17 protein-coding genes are annotated in these 21,644 nt (G+C 63.1%); 12 read left to right on the top strand and 5 right to left on the bottom strand.

The window, feature by feature from the left end; translation table 11 throughout:
- Window positions 1-37: 37 nt before the first annotated feature.
- Both tsf and rpsB read right to left on the bottom strand, forming a co-directional pair.
- Window positions 38-901, bottom strand: coding sequence for a translation elongation factor Ts (gene tsf / locus ACF8FG_RS16735; RefSeq protein WP_003252290.1), 864 nt, complete (start codon window positions 899-901; stop codon window positions 38-40).
- Window positions 902-1,086: 185 nt separating this feature from the next.
- Window positions 1,087-1,824 carry a 30S ribosomal protein S2 gene (rpsB, locus tag ACF8FG_RS16730; protein ID WP_003252287.1) on the bottom strand — a complete coding sequence of 246 codons (738 nt, stop codon included), beginning with the start codon at window positions 1,822-1,824 and terminating at the stop codon, window positions 1,087-1,089.
- A 346-nt stretch (window positions 1,825-2,170) separates the two neighbouring features.
- Here rpsB and map point away from each other — a divergent pair, with 346 nt between their 5' ends.
- The 3 genes from map to dapC are packed head-to-tail and all read left to right on the top strand — an operon-like array spanning window position 2,171 to window position 6,923.
- The gene (map, locus tag ACF8FG_RS16725) at window positions 2,171-2,953 is read left to right on the top strand and encodes a type I methionyl aminopeptidase (protein ID WP_003252286.1); all 783 of its coding nucleotides are present in this window, start codon (window positions 2,171-2,173) and stop codon (window positions 2,951-2,953) included.
- 40 nt (window positions 2,954-2,993) lie between these two features.
- A complete protein-coding gene (locus ACF8FG_RS16720) occupies window positions 2,994-5,696 on the top strand; it encodes a [protein-PII] uridylyltransferase (RefSeq protein WP_010952673.1) in 2,703 nt (900 codons plus the stop codon).
- A gap of 30 nt (window positions 5,697-5,726) precedes the next feature.
- Window positions 5,727-6,923 (top strand): succinyldiaminopimelate transaminase, encoded by a 1,197-nt coding sequence (dapC, locus tag ACF8FG_RS16715; protein ID WP_010952672.1) that lies wholly within the window; start codon window positions 5,727-5,729, stop codon window positions 6,921-6,923.
- A gap of 105 nt (window positions 6,924-7,028) precedes the next feature.
- Here the strand turns inward: dapC and ACF8FG_RS16710 are convergent, their stop codons facing one another.
- The gene (locus tag ACF8FG_RS16710) at window positions 7,029-8,675 is read right to left on the bottom strand and encodes a Na+/H+ antiporter (protein ID WP_014592142.1); all 1,647 of its coding nucleotides are present in this window, start codon (window positions 8,673-8,675) and stop codon (window positions 7,029-7,031) included.
- A 610-nt stretch (window positions 8,676-9,285) separates the two neighbouring features.
- Between ACF8FG_RS16710 and ACF8FG_RS16705 the strand changes: the two genes are divergently transcribed.
- The 4 genes from ACF8FG_RS16705 to ACF8FG_RS16690 all read left to right on the top strand — a co-directional run bounded on the left by ACF8FG_RS16705 (window position 9,286) and on the right by ACF8FG_RS16690 (window position 12,393).
- Window positions 9,286-9,633 carry an ArsC family reductase gene (locus ACF8FG_RS16705; protein ID WP_003252272.1) on the top strand — a complete coding sequence of 116 codons (348 nt, stop codon included), beginning with the start codon at window positions 9,286-9,288 and terminating at the stop codon, window positions 9,631-9,633.
- A gap of 31 nt (window positions 9,634-9,664) precedes the next feature.
- Window positions 9,665-10,699 carry a 2,3,4,5-tetrahydropyridine-2,6-dicarboxylate N-succinyltransferase gene (dapD, locus tag ACF8FG_RS16700; protein ID WP_019437665.1) on the top strand — a complete coding sequence of 345 codons (1,035 nt, stop codon included), beginning with the start codon at window positions 9,665-9,667 and terminating at the stop codon, window positions 10,697-10,699.
- Window positions 10,700-10,780: 81 nt separating this feature from the next.
- Window positions 10,781-11,986, top strand: coding sequence for a cysteine desulfurase (locus ACF8FG_RS16695; protein WP_019437666.1), 1,206 nt, complete (start codon window positions 10,781-10,783; stop codon window positions 11,984-11,986).
- Window positions 11,983-12,393, top strand: coding sequence for a SufE family protein (locus ACF8FG_RS16690; RefSeq protein ID WP_003252266.1), 411 nt, complete (start codon window positions 11,983-11,985; stop codon window positions 12,391-12,393). Before ACF8FG_RS16695 ends, ACF8FG_RS16690 begins: the two co-directional genes overlap by 4 nt.
- Window positions 12,394-12,501: 108 nt before the next feature.
- On the opposite strand, the gene tcdA is transcribed toward ACF8FG_RS16690, so the two are convergent.
- On the bottom strand, window positions 12,502-13,311 hold the full coding sequence (gene tcdA / locus ACF8FG_RS16685; protein WP_003252264.1) for a tRNA cyclic N6-threonylcarbamoyladenosine(37) synthase TcdA: 810 nt from the start codon (window positions 13,309-13,311) through the stop codon (window positions 12,502-12,504).
- Between the two features lie 119 nt (window positions 13,312-13,430).
- Here tcdA and ACF8FG_RS16680 point away from each other — a divergent pair, with 119 nt between their 5' ends.
- The 4 genes from ACF8FG_RS16680 (at window position 13,431) to ACF8FG_RS16665 (ending at window position 18,571) form a co-directional block, all read left to right on the top strand.
- Window positions 13,431-16,022, top strand: a complete 2,592-nt coding sequence (locus ACF8FG_RS16680) for a glycosyltransferase (protein WP_014592147.1) — start codon at window positions 13,431-13,433, stop codon at window positions 16,020-16,022.
- Between the two features lie 190 nt (window positions 16,023-16,212).
- Window positions 16,213-17,364, top strand: a complete 1,152-nt coding sequence (gene dapE / locus ACF8FG_RS16675) for a succinyl-diaminopimelate desuccinylase (protein ID WP_014592148.1) — start codon at window positions 16,213-16,215, stop codon at window positions 17,362-17,364.
- Window positions 17,364-18,176 (top strand): putative RNA methyltransferase, encoded by an 813-nt coding sequence (locus ACF8FG_RS16670; RefSeq protein ID WP_014592149.1) that lies wholly within the window; start codon window positions 17,364-17,366, stop codon window positions 18,174-18,176. Before dapE ends, ACF8FG_RS16670 begins: the two co-directional genes overlap by 1 nt.
- Before the next feature lie 17 nt (window positions 18,177-18,193).
- Window positions 18,194-18,571 (top strand): hypothetical protein, encoded by a 378-nt coding sequence (locus ACF8FG_RS16665; RefSeq protein WP_010952612.1) that lies wholly within the window; start codon window positions 18,194-18,196, stop codon window positions 18,569-18,571.
- A 122-nt stretch (window positions 18,572-18,693) separates the two neighbouring features.
- On the opposite strand, the gene ACF8FG_RS16660 is transcribed toward ACF8FG_RS16665, so the two are convergent.
- Entirely contained in the window at window positions 18,694-18,903 is a 210-nt protein-coding gene (locus ACF8FG_RS16660) for a cold-shock protein (RefSeq protein ID WP_003252255.1), read from the bottom strand.
- 233 nt (window positions 18,904-19,136) lie between these two features.
- Here ACF8FG_RS16660 and plsB point away from each other — a divergent pair, with 233 nt between their 5' ends.
- Window positions 19,137-21,623 (top strand): glycerol-3-phosphate 1-O-acyltransferase PlsB, encoded by a 2,487-nt coding sequence (gene plsB, locus ACF8FG_RS16655; protein ID WP_019437669.1) that lies wholly within the window; start codon window positions 19,137-19,139, stop codon window positions 21,621-21,623.
- Window positions 21,624-21,644 lie beyond the last annotated feature (21 nt).

Genomic DNA, 21,644 nt, shown 5'->3' with positions numbered 1-21,644 from the left:
AGCGGGCAGCCTCTTTGGGGCGACAGACGGGGCTGTCTTACTGCTTGGCAGCAGCGACCTGAGCGGCAACTTCAGCAGCGAAGTCGTCGACTGGCTTCTCGATGCCTTCGCCTACTTTGAAGTAGGTGAAGGAAACGATTTCAGCACCGGCTTTCTTGGCCAGCTCGCCAACCTTGACTTCCGGGTTCATGACGAAGGCTTGCTCTTTCAGCGAGGCTTCGGCTTTGAACTTGGTGATACGACCGTTGATCATGTTCTCAACGATGTTTTCCGGCTTGCCGGCGATCTTGTCGGCGTTCAGCTGCAGGAAGACATTCTTCTCGCGCTCGATGGCCTCGGCTGAGATTTCCGACGAATCCAGGAACTCAGGGTTCGAAGCTGCAACGTGCATGGCGATGTTCTTCGCCAGCTCCACGTCACCGCCTTTCAGAACGACGACAGCGCCGATCTTGTTGCCGTGCAGGTAGGCACCGACAACGTCACCCTCAACGCGCACCAGGCGACGGATGTTGACGTTCTCGCCGCACTTGGCAACCAGGGCTTCACGAGCAGCTTCACGCGAGGCGATCAGCGGAGCGGCGTCGGTCAGCTTCTGGGCAAAGGCTTCTTCGAGGCTTTCGGCCACGAAGTTCTTGAAGTCGTCTTGCAGGGCCAGGAAGTCGGTCTGCGAGTTCACTTCCAGCAGGACGGCGGATGTACCGTCGGTCTTGACGGCGATAGCGCCTTCAGCAGCGACGTTGCCAGCCTTCTTGGCGGCCTTGATGGCGCCCGAGGCACGCATGTCGTCAATGGCTTTCTCGATGTCGCCGCCGGCCTTTTCCAGGGCCTTTTTGCAATCCATCATGCCTTCGCCGGTACGCTCGCGCAGTTCTTTTACCAGCGCTGCAGTAATTGCTGCCATTTCAAAATCCTCTTGGAAAGTTTTTCAACCATTCCACCCGTCAATCACGGGCGTTCAATTCTGCAAATCCGCTGTTTTCATTTCAGCAGGCCCATGATGCGGGGCCGATGCTGACAGCAGGATTTCAAGGTGGCAAAAAGGGGGCAAAGCCCCCTTTTTGCGTGCCAAGTAGACGCTAGCGCCTATTACTCAGCAGCAGGTGCAGCCGCTTCTTCAGCGTAAACTTCGGTGCCGCCGGCAACGTTGTTGCGGCCGCGGATGACTGCGTCAGCCATCGAAGTCATGTACAGCTCGATAGCGCGAATGGCGTCATCGTTACCTGGGATGATGTAGTCAACACCTTCCGGGCTGCTGTTGGTATCGACAACGCCGATAACCGGGATACCCAGTTTGTTGGCTTCGGTGATCGCGATGCGCTCGTGATCAACGTCGATAACGAACAGAGCGTCTGGCAGACCGCCCATGTCCTTGATGCCACCCAGGCTGCGATCCAGTTTTTCCAGGTCGCGGGAGCGCATCAGGGCTTCTTTCTTGGTCAGCTTGGCGAAAGTGCCGTCTTCGGCCTGGGTTTCCAGGTCGCGCAGACGCTTGATCGAAGCGCGGATGGTCTTGTAGTTGGTCAGCATGCCGCCCAACCAACGGTGGTCAACGTACGGCGAACCGCAACGAGCTGCTTGCTCGGCGACGATCTTGCCGGCGGAACGCTTGGTGCCGACGAACAGGATCTTGTTCTTGCCCTGGGCCAGGCGTTCTACGAACGACAGAGCGTCGTTGAACATTGGCAGGGTTTTTTCCAGGTTGACGATGTGGATCTTGTTACGCGCGCCGAAAATGTACTTGCCCATTTTCGGGTTCCAGTAACGGGTCTGGTGGCCGAAGTGCACACCGGCCTTCAGCATATCGCGCATGTTGACTTGGGACATGATAGTTCCTTGATAAGTCGGGTTGGGCCTCCACGTATCCCAATGACCAACCCGCGAATTCTGCAACTCGGGGCACCCAGGTCATCGTGTCGACACGTGTGTGGGTTAAGTGCTGACGGGGTCGTCCCCGAAAGCGGCGCATTTTATACCACAGACCGCGAGCGAACGGAACCCGGATACTGTTGCGTCTGTCAGCACTTTTTGCAGCACCCCGGCTTTCGCGCCAGAATGCCAGCTGTAGACAACAGCATGGCCGCCTTTATCCCGACCGATCGGCGCCCTGCTCTGCTAGAATCCGGCCTTTCCCGTTTGTTCGCGCCGTGCACGGCGCCGTAGAGAGCCTGTAATGACCGTCACCATCAAGACCGCAGAAGACATCGAGAAGATGCGCATCGCTGGCCGCCTGGCCGCCGAAGTGCTGGAAATGATCGAAGAACACGTCAAGCCCGGTGTCACCACCGAAGAGCTCGACCGCCTGTGCCACGATTATATCGTCAACGTTCAGCAGGCCATCCCGGCACCGCTCAACTACAAGGGCTACCCGAAGTCGATCTGCACCTCGATCAACCATGTGGTCTGCCACGGCATCCCCAACGACAAGCCGCTCAAGGACGGTGACACGCTCAATATCGACGTCACCGTGATCAAGGACGGCTACCACGGCGATACCAGCCGCATGTTCCACGTCGGTAACGTGCCGGTCTGGGCCGAGCGCCTGTCCAAGGTCACCCAGGAATGCATGTACAAGGCCATCGAGCTGGTCAAGCCGGGCTGCCGCCTGGGCGACATCGGTGAAGTGATCCAGAAGCACGCGGAAAAGAACGGTTTCTCGGTGGTACGCGAGTTCTGCGGTCATGGCATCGGCAAGGTGTTCCACGAAGAGCCGCAGATCCTCCACTATGGCCGCGCTGGCACGGGCATGGAGCTGAAGGAAGGCATGACCTTCACCATCGAGCCGATGATCAACCAGGGCAAGGCCGACACCAAGGTGCTGGGCGACGGCTGGACCGCCATCACCAAGGACCGCAAGCTCTCGGCCCAGTGGGAACACACTTTGGTGGTGACCGCGACTGGCTACGAGATCTTCACCCTGCGCAAGGACGACACCATCCCGCGCACTTCGGCCTGACCACACCCCGACAGGCCACCCACGACAGGAACGTGACGCGATGCCCCAGGTGGACCCCGAGCTGTTCGACCGTGGCCAGTTCCAGGCGGAACTGGCCCTCAAGGCGAGCCCCATCGCCGCCTTCAAGAAAGCCATCCGCCTGGCCGGCGAGGTGCTCGACAAACGTTTTCGCGCCGGCAGCGACATCCGCCCGCTGATCGAGGCCCGCGCCTGGCTCGTCGACAATATCCTGCAACAGGCGTGGAACCAGTTCGACTGGGGCGACCAGAGCGGCATTGCCCTGGTTGCGGTGGGCGGCTACGGGCGCGGTGAACTGCACCCGCACTCGGACATCGACCTGCTGATTCTGCTGGGCGCTGCCGAGCACGAGCAGTACCGCGACGCCATCGAGCGCTTTCTGACCTTGCTGTGGGACATTGGCCTGGAAGTCGGCCAGAGCGTGCGCACCGTCGACGAGTGCGCCGAACAGGCCCGCGCCGACCTGACGGTGATCACCAACCTGATGGAAAGCCGCACCATCGCCGGCCCCGAGGCCTTGCGCCAGCGCATGCTGGAAGTCACCAGCACCGCGCACATGTGGCCGAGCAAGGAGTTCTTCCTGGCCAAGCGCGCCGAACTCAAGGCCCGCCACCACAAGTACAACGACACCGAGTACAACCTCGAACCCAACGTCAAGGGTTCGCCAGGTGGCCTGCGTGACATCCAGACGGTCCTGTGGGTGGCCCGCCGCCAGTACGGGACGCTCAACCTGCACGCACTGGCCGGCGAAGGCTTCTTGCTGGAAAGCGAGAATGAACTGCTGGCTTCATCCCAGGACTTCCTCTGGAAAGTCCGTTATGCCCTGCACATGCTGGCCGGTCGCGCCGAAGACCGCCTGCTGTTCGACCACCAGCGCAGCATCGCCACGCTGCTGGGCTACAGCGATGAAAACCCCAAGCGGGCGATCGAACAGTTCATGCAGCAGTACTACCGGGTGGTGATGAGCATCAGCCAGCTGTGCGACCTGATCATCCAGCACTTCGAAGAGGTTATCCTCGCCGATGAGGAAAGTGGCAGCACCCAGCCGCTGAATGCGCGGTTCCGCCTGCATGACGGCTATATCGAGGCCACTCACCCGAACGTGTTCAAACGCACGCCATTCGCCATGCTGGAAATCTTCGTGCTGATGGCCCAACACCCCGAGATCAAGGGCGTGCGTGCCGATACCGTGCGCCTGCTGCGCGAACACCGCCACCTGATCGACGACACGTTCCGCACCGATATCCGCAATACCAGCCTGTTCATCGAGCTGTTCAAGTGCGAAATCGGCATCCACCGCAACCTGCGCCGGATGAACCGCTACGGCATTCTCGGCCGTTACCTGCCAGAGTTCGGCCTGATCGTCGGGCAGATGCAGCATGACCTGTTCCATATCTATACGGTCGACGCGCATACCCTCAACCTCATCAAGCACCTGCGCAAGCTGCAATACACGCCGGTGTCCGAGAAATTCCCGCTGGCCAGCAAGCTCATGGGGCGCCTGCCCAAACCCGAGCTGATCTACCTGGCCGGGCTGTACCACGACATCGGCAAGGGCCGCCAGGGCGACCACTCGGAAATCGGTGCAGTGGACGCGCAGAAGTTCTGCGAACGGCACCAGTTGCCGGCCTGGGACAGCCGCCTGATCGTCTGGCTGGTGCAGAACCACCTGGTGATGTCGACCACCGCTCAGCGCAAGGACTTGTCCGACCCGCAGGTGATCAACGACTTTGCCCTGCACGTGGGCGACGAGACGCGCCTTGACTACCTGTACGTACTGACCGTGGCCGACATCAACGCCACCAACCCGAGCCTGTGGAACTCGTGGCGGGCCAGCCTGCTACGCCAGCTGTACACCGAGACCAAGCGCGCCCTGCGCCGGGGCCTGGAAAACCCGCTGGACCGCGAAGAGCAGATTCGCCAGACCCAGTCGTCAGCACTGGATATCCTGGTGCGTGAGGGCACCGACCCGGACGATGTCGAGCAGCTATGGGCGCAACTGGGCGATGACTATTTCCTCAAGCACACCGCCGCCGACGTGGCTTGGCACACGGATGCGATCCTGCAGCAACCGGCCGATGGCGGGCCGCTGGTGCTGATCAAGGAAACCACCCAGCGCGAGTTCGAAGGCGGCACGCAGATCTTCATCTATGCCCCCGACCAGCACGATTTCTTCGCCGTGACGGTGGCGGCCATGTCGCAGTTGAACCTGAACATCCACGACGCACGGATCATCACGTCGAGCAGCCAGTTCACCCTCGACACCTATATTGTGCTGGACAACGACGGTGGCTCGATCGGCGACAACCCGCAGCGGGTCAAGCAGATTCGCGATGGCCTGACCGAAGCCCTGCGCAACCCCGAGGACTACCCGACCATCATCCAGCGCCGCGTACCGCGCCAGCTCAAGCACTTCGACTTCCCGCCGCAAGTGACCATCCTCAACGATGCCCAGCGGCCGGTGACCATCCTCGAAATCACCGCGCCAGACCGCCCGGGCCTGCTGGCCCGGCTGGGGCGGATCTTCCTGGAGTTCGACCTGTCACTGCAAAACGCCAAGATCGCCACCCTCGGCGAGCGGGTAGAAGACGTGTTCTTCATTACCGATGCCGACAACCAGCCGCTGTCAGACCCGCAGCTGTGCAGCCGCCTGCAGGAAGCCATCGTGCAGCAACTGCAGGCCGGTCAAGGTAGTGACACCAGCCAGACCCGCGTGACCTTTTAACGATTAGACGATTGACGAGACCTTGCGCCGATGAACCATGCCTTGACCCAGCTTCAGCCCTATCCGTTCGAAAAGCTTCGCGCCCTGCTGGGCAGCGTGAAGCCTGCGGCGGACAAACGCGCCATCGCCCTGTCGATCGGTGAGCCGAAGCACGAATCGCCGGCGTTCGTCGCCCAGGCCATGGCCGACAACCTCGACAAGCTGGCGGTTTACCCCAGCACCCTTGGTTTGCCAGCCCTGCGCCAGGCCATCGGCCAGTGGTGCGAACGACGCTTTGGCGTGCCCGCCGGCTGGCTGGACGCCGACCGCCACATTCTCCCGGTCAACGGCACCCGTGAAGCGCTGTTCGCCTTCACCCAGGCCGTGGTCAACCGCGCCGATGACGGCCTGGTGATCAGCCCCAACCCGTTCTACCAGATCTACGAAGGCGCAGCGCTGCTGGCCGGTGCCACCCCGCACTACCTGCCGTGCCTGGAAAACAACGGTTTCAACCCAGACTTCGACGCCGTACCGGCCGAGGTGTGGAAGCGTTGCCAGATCCTGTTCCTGTGCTCGCCGGGCAACCCTACCGGTGCGCTGGTGCCGATGAACACCCTGAAGAAGCTGATTGCCCTGGCTGACGAACACGACTTCGTGATCGCCGCCGACGAGTGCTACAGCGAGCTGTACTTCGACGAGGATGCGCCACCGCCAGGCCTGCTGTCGGCATGCGCCGAGCTTGGTCGTAGCGATTTTGCGCGCTGCGTGGTGTTCCACAGCCTGTCCAAGCGTTCCAACCTGCCAGGGCTGCGCTCGGGCTTCGTCGCGGGCGATGCCCAGATCATCAAGCCGTTTCTGCTGTACCGCACCTACCACGGCTGCGCGATGCCAGTGCAAACCCAGCTGGCCAGCATCGCCGCCTGGCAGGACGAGGCGCATGTGCGCGAGAACCGCGACCAATACCGGGCCAAGTACGATGCCGTGCTGGATATTCTGCAGCCGGTACTGGACGTGCAGCGCCCGGACGGCAGTTTCTACCTGTGGGCCAAGGTACCGGGCGACGATGCCGAGTTCACCCGCGACCTGTTCGAAGCCCAGCATGTGACCGTGGTTCCGGGGTCGTACCTGTCGCGTGAAGTGGATGGGGTGAACCCGGGTGCCGGGCGCGTGCGCATGGCACTGGTTGCACCGCTGGCCGAATGCATCGAAGCGGCGGAGCGGATTCGCGCCTTCCTGCAAAACCGCTGATCAACCCCTTCGCGGGCACGCCCGCTCCCACAGGTACTGCGCTGATTTCAAGCGCAGCGCAGTACCCGTGGGAGCGGGCGTGCCCGCGAAGGGCCTTGATAGGGTCTACTTGACCTGCCCCAGGTTCGCCTCACTCATATCCAGCTCACCCAGTACTTGCCGCACCACCTCATCCCCCACCAGGTGCTGGCGATGCAGGTTGTACAGCTCCAACCGCTGCGCCCTCAGGGCACGCAAACGTAAACGCCGCTCCAACAAGTCCATCTGTGCGGCCAGGGCCTTGGCTTCGGCACTGTCGTTGTAACTGTCCAGCTCATCCCGGTATTCAGCCATCAAGCGCGCCTTCAGCTCGGTCGCCAAGGTTGCCTGCGCAGCGTCCTGCGGGGCGTTGCTGTCGATCACCTCTTCTGCCTCCAAGGCATGAATCGCCGCCTCGGCTGTGCGCCGCCAGGCTTCCTGCACCTCTTGGTGCAAGCGCTCGTCAGGGCTCTTGGTCACCCCTCGCAGTAACAGCGGCAGCGCGATGCAGGCACTGATCAACGACAGCAGTATTACCCCCGCAGCAATGAAGATAAGCAGGTCACGCTCCGGGAAAGCTGTACCAGCCCCTATCAGCAACGGGATCGACATGACACCCGCCAGGGTGACCGCGCCGCGCACACCACCCAAGGTCAGCAACCAGCAGGAACGCGCCGTAGGCATCAGCACCAATGCCGGCTTGCCGCGCCAGCGACGTACCACACCGATTGAGCGCCAGATACTCTGGACCCAGATGAACCGCAACAGAATCAGTGCGGCAAAGATCGCCACCACGTCCAGGCAGCGGTAGGCCAATGTCGGCCAGAGGGTCGCTTCGTGGCTGACCACAGCCTTGATGATGTCTGGCAACTGCAAGCCCAACAACAGGAAGATCAGGCCATTGAAGGCAAACTCCAGCAACGACCAGACACTGCGGTTGAGCAGGCGGGTACTGGTCTGACGCGGCAGCAGGTCGAGCCAGCTCTGCATCATGCCGGCCGCCACCGCCGAGAGAATACCCGAAACGCCCAGGCGCTCGGCCAGCACGTAGGCTGCGAACGGCAGCAGCAACATGAACACCACGTGGGTAGCCGGATCGTCCCAGCCCCGGGTGATCATCCACATGCGCAGGCGACCGATCAACCAGCTCAGTACCACGCCCACCGCAAGGCCGCCCAGTGCGACCAACACGAAGCTGAAGCTGGCGTCAGCCAACGAAAACACCCCGGTGATCGCCGCCGCCAAGGCGAACTTGAAGGTTACCAGGCCCGACGCGTCGTTCATCAGCGCCTCGCCCTGCAGCATGTGCATCAGGGGAGTGGGCAGGCGGTCCTGGGCAATGGCCGAAACGGCCACGGCGTCGGTCGGCGAAAGCACTGCGGCCAGGGCGAAGGCAACCGGCAACGGGATGCTCGGCAGCAACCAGTGGATGAAATAACCGGCACCGACCACGGTGAACAACACCAGCCCCACGGCCAGCGCCACTACCGGGCCACGAATGCGCCATAACTCACGCTTGGGGATGCGCCAGCCGTCGGCGAACAGCAGCGGAGGCAGAAACAGGAACAGGAACAATTCGGGGTCAAGGGCTACATGCAGGCCCAGCGTCGGCCACGCCAGCAAGGCACCGGCGGCAATCTGTACCAGCGGCAATGGCAGCGGGATCACACGGCCGACCAGCTTCGACAGGCTGACCAGCGTCAGCAGGATGAGAACGGTGTAGGCGGACTGCATCCGGGAAAGCTTCCTTTGTGAACCAGAAACGACAACGGGGCGAAACATCGCCATTGAAACAATATGTTAGCGGCGATCGGCAAGCTGGGGCCGCTGCACGATAGTCGCAGGTGGAGGTTGAATATGTAACATGATGATACTTAGGTTTGATGGTAGGGCCTGCCTTGAGTCTTGTAGCGCCTTTGAGATCGAGCGCCGCCAGGTTCCCGGCTTAAGACATACAGCGCCTGCGAGATCGAGCGCCGCCCGCGCGGCGCTTCGCGGGTAAACCCGCTCCTACGTTTGTTTCGGGCCAGTATCGCCTGTGCCAGACCCGCGCGACCGCCTTGTTTGTACGACGCGATATCGAGGCGTGCGCCAAGGCGTTCGCGCGCAAATGCCACAGGCATAACTGGCCAGAAACAAACGTAGGAGCGGGTTTACCCGCGAAGCGCCGCGCGGGCGGCGCTCGATCTCAAAGGCGCTACAAGACTCAAGGCAGACCTAACCACGCCCCACCAAACCCCAAGACTTGCACACCCGTGGCGCTCCCAGTCTCGTTCCCGCATAATCCCGCGACTGACATCGAAAAACGGAGAGATTGGGGCGACTTGTAACCCCAATGTACACAATGACCTACACGCTCTACGGCATCAAAGCCTGTGACACCATGAAAAAGGCGCGTACCTGGCTCGAAGACAAAGCCATCGCCTACGAATTCCACGATTACAAAACCCAAGGCATCGACCGCGACAGCCTGAACCGCTGGTGCGACGAACACGGCTGGGAAGTCATCCTCAACCGTGCCGGCACCACCTTCCGCAAGCTGGACGACGCCAGCAAGGCAGACCTCGACCAGGCCAAGGCCGTCGAGCTGATGCTGGCCCAGCCGTCGATGATCAAACGCCCGGTGCTCGACCTTGGCGCGCGTACCCTGGTTGGCTTCAAGCCCGACCTGTACGCCGCTGCCCTGGCCTGAGCCCCTACCCTATTTCGCACGAGGTAATCACATGTCCAATACCCTGTTCAGCCTGGCCTTCGGTGTCGGCTCCCAGAACCGCCAGGGCGCCTGGCTGGAAGTGTTCTACGCACAACCACTGCTCAACCCGAGCGCCGAACTGGTTGCTGCAGTAGCCCCTGTTCTCGGTTACGAAGGTGGTAACCAGGCCATCGCCTTCAGCAACGCCCAGGCCGCGCAACTGGCCGAAGCCGTGAAAGGCGTGGACGCCGCGCAAGCCGCACTGCTGACCCGCCTGGCAGAGAGCCACAAGCCGCTGGTCGCCACCCTGCTGGCCGAAGACGCTGCCCTGAGCTCGACCCCAGAGGCCTACCTCAAGCTGCACCTGCTGTCGCACCGCCTGGTCAAGCCGCATGGCGTAAGCCTGGCCGGCATCTTCCCGCTGCTGCCGAACGTGGCCTGGACCAACCAGGGCGCAGTCGACCTGGGCGAGCTGGCCGAACTGCAACTGGAAGCACGCCTGAAGGGCGAGCTGCTGGAAGTGTTCTCGGTGGACAAGTTCCCGAAAATGACCGACTACGTGGTTCCGGCCGGCGTGCGTATCGCCGACACCGCCCGTGTGCGCCTGGGCGCCTACATTGGCGAAGGCACCACCATCATGCACGAAGGCTTCGTCAACTTTAACGCGGGTACCGAAGGCCCGGGCATGATCGAAGGCCGCGTTTCCGCGGGCGTATTCGTCGGCAAGGGCTCGGACCTGGGCGGCGGCTGCTCGACCATGGGCACCCTGTCCGGTGGCGGCAACATCGTCATCAAAGTAGGCGAAGGCTGCCTGATCGGCGCCAACGCCGGTATCGGTATTCCGCTGGGCGACCGCAACACTGTCGAAGCCGGCCTGTACATCACCGCGGGCACCAAGGTGAACCTGCTGGACGAGAACAACGAACTGGTCAAAGTGGTCAAGGCCCGCGACCTGGCCGGCCAGACCGACCTGCTGTTCCGCCGCAACTCGCTGAACGGCGCGGTAGAGTGCAAGACCCACAAGTCGGCCATCGAGCTGAACGAAGCGCTGCACGCTCACAACTGAGAACCCTGCCGGGTTTGAGGTGTTAAGATCGGGTCTGGCGCCAATGCACCAGACCCGATTTTCATTCCAGGCCTCGCAAACATGTTCCAGCCCTCTCCCTGGCGTGCCGACTTCCCCGCCATCGCCGCCCTGCAACGGCAGCACCAGACTTATCTGGACAGCGCCGCCACCACCCAGAAGCCGCAAGCCTTGCTCGATGCCCTGAGCCATTACTACGGCCATGGCGCAGCCAACGTGCACCGTGCCCAGCATTTGCCAGGTGCGCTGGCGACCCAGGCCTTCGAAACCAGCCGCGACAAAGTCGCCGCCTGGCTCAATGCCGCAGACTCGCGGCAGATCGTGTTCACCCACGGCGCCACCTCGGCACTGAACCTGCTGGCCTATGGCCTGGAGCACCGCCTCGAAGCCGGTGACGAAATTGCCATCAGTGCCCTGGAGCACCATGCCAACCTGCTGCCCTGGCAACAGCTGGCGTACCGGCGCAACCTGCGCCTGGTGGTGCTGCCACTGGACGCCCATGGTCGTATCGACCAGGACCAGGCACTGCAACTGATCGGCCCGCGCACCCGAGTACTCGCCATCAGCCAGCTGTCCAACGTGCTGGGTACCTGGCAACCGCTGCCTGCGCTGCTGGCCCATGCCCGCGCCCAGGGCGCGCTGACGGTGGTCGATGGTGCCCAGGGCGTGGTGCATGGTCGCCAGGACATGCAGCAACTGGGCTGCGACTTCTATGTGTTTTCCAGCCACAAGCTGTACGGCCCGGACGGCGTCGGCGTGCTCTATGGCCGCGCCCAGGCCCTGGCGCTGTTGCGCCACTGGCAGTTCGGTGGCGAGATGGTGCAGCTGGCCGAGTACCACAGCGCCAGCTTCCGTCCCGCGCCCCTGGGCTTCGAAGCGGGTACGCCACCGATTGCCGGGGTGATCGGCCTGGGTGCGACACTGGACTATCTGGCCAGCCTCGATGCCCATGCGGTCGCAGCGCATGAAGCCAGCCTGCACCAGCACCTGCTGCGTGGCCTGGGCGACCGCGAGGGCGTGCGGGTGTTGGGCACACCGCAGGCGGCCCTGGCCAGTTTCGTCATCGAGGGCGTGCACAACGCCGATATCGCTCACCTGCTGACTGAACAGGGCATTGCCGTGCGTGCGGGTCACCACTGCGCCATGCCACTGCTGAAGGGGCTGGGGCTGGAAGGCGCGATACGGGTATCGCTGGGTTTGTACAACGACAGCGATGACGTGCAGCGTTTCTTCGACGCGCTGGACCAAGGCCTGGAGCTGTTGCGATGAGCCTGCCGGAACAGGCGCACCAAGCGCTGGAAGCTTTTCAACAGGGCAAAGGCTGGGAACAGCGTGCGCGGCTGCTGATGCAGTGGGGTGACCGCCTGGAGCCGCTGGCTGATGCCGAAAAGACCGAGGCCAACCGGGTGCATGGCTGCGAGAGCCTGGTGTGGCTGGTGGCCGAGCAGATCGAAGGCGTGTGGCGGTTCAAGGCCAGCAGCGATGCCCGCTTGTTGCGTGGGCTGCTGGCGCTGTTGCTGGTGCGGGTGCAGGGACTGGCCAGTGAGGAGCTGGCCGGGATTGATCTGCGCGAGTGGTTTACCCAGCTCGGGCTGGAACGCCAACTGTCGCCGTCGCGCAGCAATGGGCTGCATGCGGTGTTGCAGCGGATGGCGGAGTTGGCGTCCAACCGCTGAATCGGCGCCGGTTTCTTCGCGGGCCTGCCCGCTCCCACAGGTACGGCATCATGCTTGAGAGAGATGCAATACCTGTAGCGGGCGGGCCCGCGAAGACGCCCACGCGGTCTATTCAGGCTTTACCCGTTCCGACGGCCGGCGCGCTCCAGCCACCAGTTTTTCTATCGCCTTGCTCGCCGCTACCATGCCAAAGGTCGCGGTCACCATCATCACTGCACCAAAGCCACCCGAGCAGTCCAGCCGCACGCCCTCACCGACAAAGCTTTTCTGCAGGCAAACGCTGCCATCCCCCTTGGGGTAACGCAGCTGCTCACTGGAGAATACGCACGGCACGCCATAGTTGCGGCTGACATTACGCGAGAAGTTGTAGTCGCGGCGCAGGGTGGAACGCACCCGTGAAGCCAATGGGTCGTTGAAGGTCTTGTTCAGGTCGGCGATCTGGATCTGCGTCGGGTCGATCTGCCCGCCCGCGCCACCGGTAGTGACAATGGCAATCTTGCGCCGCCGACACCAGGCGATCAACGCCGCCTTGGCCATGACGCTGTCGATGCAGTCGATCACGCAATCGAGATGCTCGGTGATGTACTCGGCCATGGTCTCGCGGGTGACGAAGTCGGCCACCGCATGCACCGTACACCCTGGGTTGATCGCCCGCAGGCGCTCGGCCATGACCTCGACCTTGGGCCGCCCCACCTGCCCTTCCAGCGCATGGGCCTGGCGGTTGGTGTTACTGACGCAGACATCGTCCAGGTCGAACAGGGTGATCTCGCCCACGCCGCTGCGTGCCAGTGCTTCGGCCACCCACGAGCCCACCCCGCCAATACCGACCACAGCCACATGGGCCTGGCCCAGACGTTGCAGCCCCTGGTCGCCATACAGCCGGGCAACGCCGGCAAAGCGTGGATCTTCTGTGCTCATGTTCATACCCCAAAAAACCGGCGCGCATTATATGCCAGTGGACCCTTGGCCTGCATCGTTAGGAAAGAGACTGCCAACCCTGCTTTAATGTCCTATCACTTCCACATGAATGGACGACGATGTCTTCACGTAAATTCGGCCTGAACCTGGTAGTGGTGCTGGCCATCGCCGCACTGTTCACCGGGTTCTGGGCACTGATCAACCGCCCGGTCTCCGCCCCCGCCTGGCCAGAACAGATCTCTGGCTTTTCGTATTCGCCGTTCCGCCTGGGCGAAAGCCCACAGAAGGGTCAGTACCCCACTGACGACGAAATGCGCCAGGATCTGGAGCAACTGAGCAAGCTGACCGACAGCATCCGTATCTATACCGTGGAAGGTACCCAGGCCGACGTCCCGCGCCTGGCCGAGGAGTTCGGCCTGCGGGTGACGCTGGGGATATGGATCAGCCCGGACCTGGAGCGCAACGAGCGCGAAATCGCCACGGCCATCCAGCTGGCCAACACGTCGCGCAGCGTGGTGCGGGTGGTGGTCGGCAACGAGGCGCTGTTCCGTGAAGAAGTCACACCGGAAAACCTGATCAAATACCTGGACCGCGTACGTGCAGCCGTGAAGGTGCCCGTGACCACCAGTGAACAATGGCACATCTGGAAGGAGCATCCTGAGCTGGCCAGGCACGTCGACCTGATTGCCGCGCACATCCTGCCCTACTGGGAGTTCGTGCCGATGAAGGATTCGGTCGAGTTCGTCCTCGACCGCGCCCGTGAACTGAAGCATCAGTTCCCGCGCAAACCCCTGCTGCTGTCGGAAGTCGGCTGGCCGAGCAACGGCCGCATGCGCGGCGGTGCCGATGCCACACAGGCCGACCAGGCCATCTACTTGCGCACCCTGGTCAACACCCTCAACCGCCGTGGCTACAACTACTTTGTCATTGAAGCCTATGACCAACCCTGGAAGGCCAGCGACGAAGGTTCGGTAGGCGCCTACTGGGGCGTCTACAACGCCGAGCGGCAGCAGAAGTTCAACTTCGACGGCCCCGTGGTGGCGATCCCGCAGTGGCGGGCCCTGGCAGTGGCGTCGGTGGTGCTGGCAGTGATCGCCCTGATGGTGCTGTTCATCGATGGCTCGGCCTTGCGCCAGCGTGGCCGTACCTTCCTGACGTTCATCACCTTCCTGTGCGGGTCGGTGCTGGTGTGGATCGCCTATGACTACAGCCAGCAATACAGCACCTGGTTCAGCCTGACCGTGGGCGTGCTGCTGGCCCTCGGCGCGCTGGGCGTGTTCATCGTGCTGCTCACCGAGGCCCACGAACTGGCCGAGGCGGTCTGGATACGCAAGCGCCGACGCGAATTCCTGCCCGTGCAGGCCGACAGTGCCTACCGGCCCAAGGTGTCGGTGCATGTGCCGTGCTACAACGAGCCACCTGAGATGGTGAAACAGACCCTGGACGCCCTGGCCGCCCTGGACTACCCCGACTACGAAGTGCTGGTGATCGACAACAACACCAAGGACCCGGCCGTGTGGGAGCCGCTCAAGGCCCACTGCGAAAAGCTTGGCGAGCGCTTCAAGTTCTTCCACGTCGCGCCTCTGGCCGGCTTCAAGGGTGGCGCGCTGAATTACCTGATCCCGCACACGGCCAAGGACGCCGAAGTGATCGCGGTAATCGACTCGGACTACTGCGTCGACCGCAACTGGCTCAAGCACATGGTGCCGCACTTCGCCGACCCGAAAATTGCCGTGGTGCAGTCACCGCAGGATTACCGCGACCAGCACGAAAGCGCCTTCAAGAAGCTGTGCTACAGCGAATACAAGGGCTTCTTCCACATCGGTATGGTCACCCGCAACGACCGTGACGCGATCATCCAGCACGGCACCATGACCATGACCCGGCGCAGTGTGCTGGAAGAACTGGGCTGGGCCGAGTGGTGCATCTGCGAGGACGCCGAACTGGGCCTGCGCGTGTTCGAGAAAGGCCTGTCCGCCGCCTACGCCCACAACAGCTACGGCAAAGGCCTGATGCCCGACACCTTCATTGACTTCAAGAAGCAACGCTTCCGCTGGGCCTACGGCGCCATCCAGATCATCAAGCACCACGCCGGCGCGCTGCTGCGCGGCAAAGGCAGCCAGCTGACCCGTGGCCAGCGCTACCACTTCCTGGCCGGCTGGCTACCGTGGATCGCCGATGGCATGAACATCTTCTTCACCATCGGCGCGCTGCTGTGGTCGGCGGCGATGATCATCGTGCCGCATCGGGTCGATCCGCCCCTGATGATCTTCGCCATCCCGCCGCTGGCGCTGTTCTTCTTCAAGGTCGGCAAGATCATCTTCCTGTACCGCCGAGCGGTGGGGGTGAACCTCAAGGATGCCTTCGCAGCTGCGCTGGCCGGGCTGGCGCTGTCGCACACCATCGCCAAGGCGGTACTGTATGGTTTCTTCACCAGCAGCATGCCGTTCTTCCGAACGCCGAAGAACGCTGACAGCCATGGGTTGCTGGTGGCGATTTCCGAAGCCCGTGAAGAGCTGTTCATCATGTTGATGCTGTGGGGCGCGGCGCTGGGCATCTACCTGGTGCAGGGGCTTCCGAGTTCGGACATGCGCTTCTGGGTGGCGATGTTGCTGGTGCAGTCGTTGCCTTATGTGGCTGCGCTGGTGATGGCGTTCCTGTCGTCGCTGCCCAAGCCCGCAGAAAAGGCTGCCGAAGCGCAGCAGGCTTGAAGCTGCCTGGGCTGACCTGTGCAGCCCATTCGCGGGCACGCCCGCTCCCACAGGCTTGGCACAGGCGTTCAGAGCTGTGCAGTACCTGTGGGAGCGGGCGTGCCCGCGAATGGGCCGTGCTGCCCGAAACCATTTGATATAAGATAACGCCCCTCAGATTTCCCCGCCTTGCCTTGCCCCGGAGTCCCCCATGACGGCCCCTGCCGAGCTCTCGCCTACCCTTCAACTGGCCTGCGACCTTATCCGTCGCCCCTCGGTCACCCCCGTCGACGCCGATTGCCAGGCGCAGATGATGAGCCGTCTGGGCGCCGTCGGTTTCCAGCTGGAGCCGATGCGCATTGAAGACGTCGACAACTTCTGGGCTACCCACGGCAGCCAGGACGGCCCGGTACTGTGTTTTGCCGGCCACACCGACGTGGTGCCTACCGGCCCGGTCCAGCAATGGCAGCATGAACCCTTCGAGGCACTGATCGACGCCGACGGCATGCTCTGCGGCCGTGGCGCCGCCGACATGAAGGGCAGCCTGGCGTCCATGGTCATCGCCAGCGAGCGCTTCGTGCAGGACTACCCGAACCATCGCGGCAAGGTCGCGTTTCTGATCACCAGCGACGAGGAAGGCCCCGCCCACCACGGCACCAAAGCGGTGGTCGAGCGCCTGAAAGCGCGCAACGAGCGCCTGGACTGGTGCATCGTCGGCGAACCGTCCAGCACCACCTTGTTGGGTGACGTGGTCAAGAACGGTCGCCGCGGTTCGCTGGGCGCCAAACTGACCATACGCGGCAAGCAGGGCCATGTGGCCTACCCGCACCTGGCGCGCAACCCGATCCACCTGGCCGCCCCGGCCCTGGCGGAACTGGCTGCCGAGCACTGGGACGAAGGCAATGCCTTCTTCCCGCCAACCAGCTTCCAGATCTCCAACCTCAATTCCGGCACCGGCGCTACCAACGTGGTCCCGGGCGAGCTGACCGCGCTGTTCAACTTCCGCTTCTCTACCGAGTCCACCGTCGAAGGCCTGCAGGCCCGAGTGTCGGCGATTCTCGACAAGCATGAACTGGACTGGTCGGTCGACTGGGCACTGTCGGGCCTACCGTTCCTGACCGAACCAGGCGAGCTGCTCGACGCCGTGGCGGCCAGCATCAAGGGCGTCACCGGTCGCGATACCCAGCCTTCCACCAGCGGCGGTACCTCCGATGGCCGCTTCATCGCAACCATGGGCACCCAGGTGGTCGAACTCGGCCCGGTCAACGCCACCATCCACCAGGTTGACGAGCGGATCCTGGCCAGCGACCTCGATCTGCTGACCGAAATCTACTACCAGACCCTGGTCCGGTTGCTCGCCTGATGCTTGCCTGCCCGCTTTGCCAGGCGCCGCTGAGCCGGCTCGACAATGGTGTGGTGTGCCCGGCTGGCCACCGCTTCGACCGCGCCCGCCAGGGTTACCTGAACCTGCTGCCGGTGCAGCACAAGAACAGCCGCGACCCCGGTGACAACCAGGCCATGGTCGAGGCACGCCGCGACTTTCTCGACGCGGGCCATTACGCGCCAGTCGCCCGCCGCCTGGCCGAGCTGGCCGCCGAGCGCCAGCCTGGCACCTGGCTGGACATCGGCTGCGGCGAGGGTTACTACACCGCACAGATCGCCCAGGCCTTGCCGGCCGCCGACGGCTATGCGCTGGACATCTCCCGCGAAGCGGTCAAGCGCGCCTGCCGCCGAGCACCGGCGGTCACCTGGATGGTCGCCAGCATGGCCCGGGTACCGCTGACCGATGCCAGCTGCCAGTTCATCGCCAGCGTTTTCAGCCCGCTGGACTGGGCCGAGGCCAAGCGTTTGCTCAGCCCCGGCGGCGGCCTGATGCGGGTCGGCCCGACCAGCGGCCACCTGATGGAACTGCGTGAAGTGCTCTACGATGAAGTACGCCCTTACGCCGACGACAAGCACCTGGCCCTGGTCCCTGAAGGCATGGCCCACGCCCACAGCGAAACCCTCGAGTTCCGCCTGAGCCTGGCCGCGTCCAAGGCCCGCGCCGACCTGCTGGCCATGACCCCACACGGCTGGCGCGCCAGCGCCGAAAAACGTGCCCGGGTGATCGACCAGCCCGAGCCGTTCGAGGTCACGGTTTCCATGCGTTATGACTATTTCGTGCGCCAAGACTGAGCACACCCGGAGCCCTTATGCGTCAACCTGATATCGAGATCTACCTGAAGGACGCCGACGTCGACCACAAGCAGATTGCCGAGTGGCTCGCCCAGGCAATCGGCCCGTGCACCGAGTGGAAGCAGAAAGGCCATACCTTCAAATGCCAGGCCGGTAACATTCCGGTCACTTGGTTACCCAAGGCTGTAGGGAAATGGAACAGCCTGTACCTGGAAAGCGACCAGACGCCGTGGGCCGATGACGTTGCCTGCGCCCGCGCCGCATTTGCCGCGCTGGGTGTGGAAGTGCGCTGCGCGCCAGGTGGCTGGGTCGAGGAAGACGGGGAAGAAGATGCTGACCGCTGGGTCCGCATCAGCGCCGACGGTGAAGAGGAAATCACCTGGCGTACATCATGAAACGGCAGCCTTGCTCGTTTCTGTAGGAGCGGGTTTACCCGCGAACACGGGCTATGCCCGTGGCAGCCACCGTGGTGGCTGCTTTGCGGGCAAGCCCGCTCCTACGGCTTGAAACCAGAGGCTCAGAGGCCCACTACGTCCTCGGCTTGCAGGCCTTTCTGGCCCTGCACGCAGGCGTACTCCACCCGCTGCCCTTCGACCAGGGTACGATGCCCCTCACCGCGAATCGCCCGATAGTGGACGAAGACATCCGCACCACCTTCGCGCTGAATGAAGCCATAACCCTTGGCATCGTTGAACCACTTTACATTCCCAGTCTCACGAGACGACATCTGAACTACTCCGGATTTTTATTGTGAAGATCGCCTTGCAGGCACGAGGTCACCTGCCCCGTGCCAACGCCGCTTGCCGAAATATCCTGCAAGTGGCAGGCCGAGTATATGACACAGAACAAAAAAAATTGATGACGGTCCCGTCGTTGGCCGAATTTTGCTGAACTTACGCCGATACGGCAGACTAAATAGCAGAATACCCACCTGAAAATCACACCCAGGGCACACACCCCATGACCCGTTCCCCCCTGCACCGCCTGATCTTCGGCGGCCTGCGTCGCCTGTTGTACCTGTGGGTGCGCTCCGAGACCATCAACCAGTCTTCCATGACCCTCAACCTCGACCGCAGCCGGCCGGTGTTCTATGCGCTGCCCTCGCCCGCGCTCACTGACCTGGCCGTGCTCGACCACGAGTGCACCAAGGCGGGGCTGCCGCGCCCGGTGCTGCCGGTAGCCGTCGGCCCACTGCAGGAACCCGCCGCGTTCTTCTACCTGACCCCCGACCCGGACTGGCTCGGCCGCCAGGACAAAAGCGGCGCCCCGCCCACGCTCGAGCGCCTGGTGGCTGCCGTCAGCCAGCATGCCGAAGAAGATGCGCAGATCATTCCTGTCAGCGTGTTCTGGGGCCAGACCCCGGCCAGCGAGTCCAGCCCCTGGAAGCTGCTGTTCGCCGACAGCTGGGCGGTAACCGGGCGCCTGCGCCGGCTGCTGACCGTACTGATCCTGGGGCGCAAGACCCGGGTACAGTTCTCCGCGCCAATCCACCTGCGCGAACTGGTGCAGCACAACAAAGGCCACGAGCGCACCGTGCGCATGGCCCAGCGCCTGATGCGCGTGCACTTTCGCAACCTCAAGACTGCCGTCATCGGCCCGGACATCTCGCACCGACGAACCTTGGTCAAAGGCCTGGTACATGCCCCGCAAGTGCGCCAGGCGATTGCCGACGAAGCGCAGCGCGAGAACCTGCCGCTGGCCAAAGCCGAGGCCCAGGCACTGCGCTATGGCAACGAGATAGCCTCGGACTACACCTATACCGCCATCCGCTTCCTCGAAGTGGTGCTCAGCTGGTTCTGGAACAAGATCTACGACGGCATCAAGGTCAACCACATCGAACAGGTGCAGGGTATCGCCCCTGGCCATGAAGTGATCTACGTGCCATGCCACCGCAGCCACATCGACTACCTGCTGCTGTCGTACCTGCTGTTCCGCAACGGTCTCACCCCGCCGCACGTGGCTGCGGGCATCAACCTCAACATGCCGGTGGTCGGTAACCTGCTACGCCGTGGTGGCGCCTTCTTCATGCGCCGCACGTTCAAGGGCAACCCGCTTTACACGGCAGTGTTCAACGAGTACCTGCACACCCTGTACACCAAGGGCTTCCCGGTCGAGTACTTCGTCGAAGGCGGCCGCTCGCGTACTGGGCGCATGTTGCAGCCGCGCACCGGGATGCTGGCCATTACCCTGCGCAGCTTCCTGCGCTCGTCGCGTACGCCAATCGTGTTCGTGCCGGTGTACATCGGCTACGAGCGCGTGCTCGAAGGCCGTACCTACCTGGGCGAACTGCGCGGCGCCAGCAAGAAGAAGGAGTCGGTGTTCGACATCTTCAAGGTGTTCGGCGCACTCAAGCAGCGCTTTGGCCAGGTCTACGTGAACTTCGGCGAGCCCATCCGCCTGGCTGGCTTCCTCGACCAGCAGCAGCCCGGCTGGCGTGAACAGGATCACGGTCCGCAGTACCGTCCGGACTGGCTCAACGCCACCACCGCCCGCCTTGGAGAAACCGTGGCCCGTCACCTCAACGAGGCGGCCGCCATCAACCCGGTCAACCTGGTGGCCCTGGCACTGCTGTCCACCAGCCGCCTTGCCCTGGACGAGCGCGCCCTGACCCGCGTTCTCGACCTGTACCTGGCGCTGCTGCGCCAAGTGCCCTACTCGCCGCACACCACCCTGCCCGAGGGCGACGGCAAAGCACTGATCGAACATGTGCGCAGCATGAACCTGGTGGCCGAGCAGAAGGACGCCTTGGGCCGCATCCTCTACCTGGATGAAGGCAACGCGGTGCTGATGACCTACTACCGCAACAATGTGCTGCACATCTTCGCCCTGCCGGCGCTGCTCGCCAGTTTCTTCCTCAGCAGTTCACGCATGAGCCGCCAACTGCTGGGCCAGTATGTGCATGCACTTTATCCCTATCTGCAGGCCGAACTGTTCCTGCGCTGGACGCCGGAACAGCTGGACGAGGTCATCGACCAATGGCTGGTCGCGCTGGTGGAACAGGGCCTGCTGCGCCAGGACAACGACCTGTACGTGCGCCCGGCGCCCAGCTCGCGGCAGTTCGTGTTGCTGACCCTGCTCGCCCGCACCATCACCCAGACCCTGCAGCGCTTCTACATGGCCACCTCGCTGCTGATCAACAGCGGGCAGAACAGCCTGAGCGCCGAAGCGCTGGAAGACCTGTGCGTGATGATGGCCCAGCGCCTGTCGATCCTGCATGGCCTGAACGCACCGGAGTTCTTCGACAAGACGCTGTTCCGCCACTTCATCCAGACCTTGCTTCAGCAAGGCGTGCTGCACGCCGACGCGCAAGGCAAGCTGGGTTATCACGACAAGCTCGGCGAGCTGGCCGAGGGCGTAGCCAAGCGAGTACTGTCGGCCGAGCTGCGCCTGTCTATCCGCCAGGTGGCCCTGCACCGTGACGACGGGCTGGAAACTTCGACCCTCTAACGGTTCATCGGTCGGCAAAAT

The organism is Pseudomonas sp. YQ_6 (assembly GCF_043103245.1).
GTDB classification, from domain to species: Bacteria; Pseudomonadota; Gammaproteobacteria; order Pseudomonadales; family Pseudomonadaceae; genus Aquipseudomonas; species Aquipseudomonas alloputida.
Note: the sequence above shows the minus strand (reverse complement) of the source record. Positions and strands in the feature narration are given on the sequence as shown.

Bases quoted from the DNA above. Each gene is read 5' to 3' on its own strand.
- tsf (WP_003252290.1), bottom strand. From the start codon at position 901: ATGGCAGCAATTACTGCAGCGCTGGTAAAAGAACTGCGCGAGCGTACC.
- rpsB (WP_003252287.1), bottom strand. From the start codon at position 1,824: ATGTCCCAAGTCAACATGCGCGATATGCTGAAGGCCGGTGTGCACTTC.
- map (WP_003252286.1), top strand. From the start codon at position 2,171: ATGACCGTCACCATCAAGACCGCAGAAGACATCGAGAAGATGCGCATC.
- ACF8FG_RS16720 (WP_010952673.1), top strand. From the start codon at position 2,994: ATGCCCCAGGTGGACCCCGAGCTGTTCGACCGTGGCCAGTTCCAGGCG.
- dapC (WP_010952672.1), top strand. From the start codon at position 5,727: ATGAACCATGCCTTGACCCAGCTTCAGCCCTATCCGTTCGAAAAGCTT.
- ACF8FG_RS16710 (WP_014592142.1), bottom strand. From the start codon at position 8,675: ATGCAGTCCGCCTACACCGTTCTCATCCTGCTGACGCTGGTCAGCCTG.
- ACF8FG_RS16705 (WP_003252272.1), top strand. From the start codon at position 9,286: ATGACCTACACGCTCTACGGCATCAAAGCCTGTGACACCATGAAAAAG.
- dapD (WP_019437665.1), top strand. From the start codon at position 9,665: ATGTCCAATACCCTGTTCAGCCTGGCCTTCGGTGTCGGCTCCCAGAAC.
- ACF8FG_RS16695 (WP_019437666.1), top strand. From the start codon at position 10,781: ATGTTCCAGCCCTCTCCCTGGCGTGCCGACTTCCCCGCCATCGCCGCC.
- ACF8FG_RS16690 (WP_003252266.1), top strand. From the start codon at position 11,983: ATGAGCCTGCCGGAACAGGCGCACCAAGCGCTGGAAGCTTTTCAACAG.
- tcdA (WP_003252264.1), bottom strand. From the start codon at position 13,311: ATGAGCACAGAAGATCCACGCTTTGCCGGCGTTGCCCGGCTGTATGGC.
- ACF8FG_RS16680 (WP_014592147.1), top strand. From the start codon at position 13,431: ATGTCTTCACGTAAATTCGGCCTGAACCTGGTAGTGGTGCTGGCCATC.
- dapE (WP_014592148.1), top strand. From the start codon at position 16,213: ATGACGGCCCCTGCCGAGCTCTCGCCTACCCTTCAACTGGCCTGCGAC.
- ACF8FG_RS16670 (WP_014592149.1), top strand. From the start codon at position 17,364: ATGCTTGCCTGCCCGCTTTGCCAGGCGCCGCTGAGCCGGCTCGACAAT.
- ACF8FG_RS16665 (WP_010952612.1), top strand. From the start codon at position 18,194: ATGCGTCAACCTGATATCGAGATCTACCTGAAGGACGCCGACGTCGAC.
- ACF8FG_RS16660 (WP_003252255.1), bottom strand. From the start codon at position 18,903: ATGTCGTCTCGTGAGACTGGGAATGTAAAGTGGTTCAACGATGCCAAG.
- plsB (WP_019437669.1), top strand. From the start codon at position 19,137: ATGACCCGTTCCCCCCTGCACCGCCTGATCTTCGGCGGCCTGCGTCGC.